The organism is Pseudoalteromonas sp. SR45-4 (assembly GCF_014163535.1).
Taxonomy (GTDB): Bacteria; Pseudomonadota; Gammaproteobacteria; order Enterobacterales; family Alteromonadaceae; genus Pseudoalteromonas; species Pseudoalteromonas nigrifaciens.
On sequence record NZ_JACJDO010000093.1, the window covers coordinates 1 to 1,264 of the forward strand.

At 40.7% G+C, this 1,264-nt stretch carries 1 protein-coding gene; it reads left to right on the top strand.

The window, feature by feature from the left end; translation table 11 throughout:
* The first annotated feature begins 64 nt into the window (after positions 1–64).
* Positions 65–1,233 (top strand): IS3 family transposase gene (locus H5058_RS18090; protein WP_370626159.1). Its coding sequence is split into 2 segments (ribosomal slippage): positions 65–311 and positions 311–1,233, totalling 1,170 coding nucleotides; the frame shifts between segments, so codons are not numbered across the junction.
* The last annotated feature ends 31 nt before the right edge of the window (positions 1,234–1,264 follow it).

The window sequence follows — 1,264 nt, forward strand, 5'->3', positions numbered from 1 at the left end:
TGACGTGGTTTAATGGATTCGACTACCCAAGTTAAGAGATAATCAACTTAACTGGAGATCGATAATGACAAAACGTAAAAAGTATTCCAAAGAATTTAAACTTGATGCCATCGCATTAGTTGTTGAGCAAAACTACTCTCAAGCAGAAGCCTCTAGAAATTTAGGGGTAAATCCCAACATGCTTGGTCGGTGGATAAAAGAAGCTGAAAATGATGATGGGCAGGCTTTTAGAGGGAATGGTAATTTAACCCCTGAGCAAGAAGAGATCAGAGAGCTAAAAGCGCAAGTGAAACGCCTAGAAATGGAGCGTGAAATATTAAAAAAAGCGACGGTCTTCTTTGCCAAAGAAACGAAGTGAAATACTCGTTCATAACCCAATACAAGAAGACCTGGCCTGTGGCGGTAATGTGCCGAATACTGGGTGTAAAAAGTAACAATTACTATAGTTATCAAAAGCGATATTCAACTAAATCAGAGGATCCAACACATCAAGAAATGATTGATTGGGTCAAGGACATAGCGCACTTCAGTGATAATACTTACGGTGAAAGGCGTATTCAGAAAGTCTTAAATGCACTCGGTTTTCCGGTGAGCCGTCACAAAACAGCACAGTTAATGAAAGAGGCAAATGTCTGGGTGCGTTATAAAAAGAAATACAAAGTAACAACGAATAGTGACCATAACAAGCCTATTTATCCCAATGTACTTGAGCAAAACTTCAACGTTGAAGCCGCTGATCAAGCTTGGGTACAAGATATCACTTATGTTTGGACTGCAGAAGGTTGGTTATATCTGGCGGTAGTGATTGATTTATATTCGCGTAAAGTCGTTGGTTGGAGCATGGGCTCACGAATGAAAGCGCAGCTTGTCTGTGACGCACTGACTATGGCGATGTGGCAACGCCAACCCAAAGCAGGGTTAATTATCCATTCAGATCAAGGGGTTCAATATGCAAGCCACCAATATCGTAGATTGCTCAAGTCAAACGACTTCATTGGTAGCATGAGTAAGAAAGGTTGTTGCTGGGATAATGCTGTTGCAGAAAGTTTCTTCGGTAGTTTGAAGCAAGAGCGCGTGCATTGGAAAAATTACCCAACGCGTTATGAAGCTCAACAGGATGTAATGAATTACATCTGCATGTGGTACAACAGTCGTCGCTTACATTCGTACTTAAATTATCAAAGCCCAAATGACTTTGAAGAACGAACCGAAACATTAGATATGGTTTCTTAACTAGGGTGACTGAATTTAGTTGACCACGTCA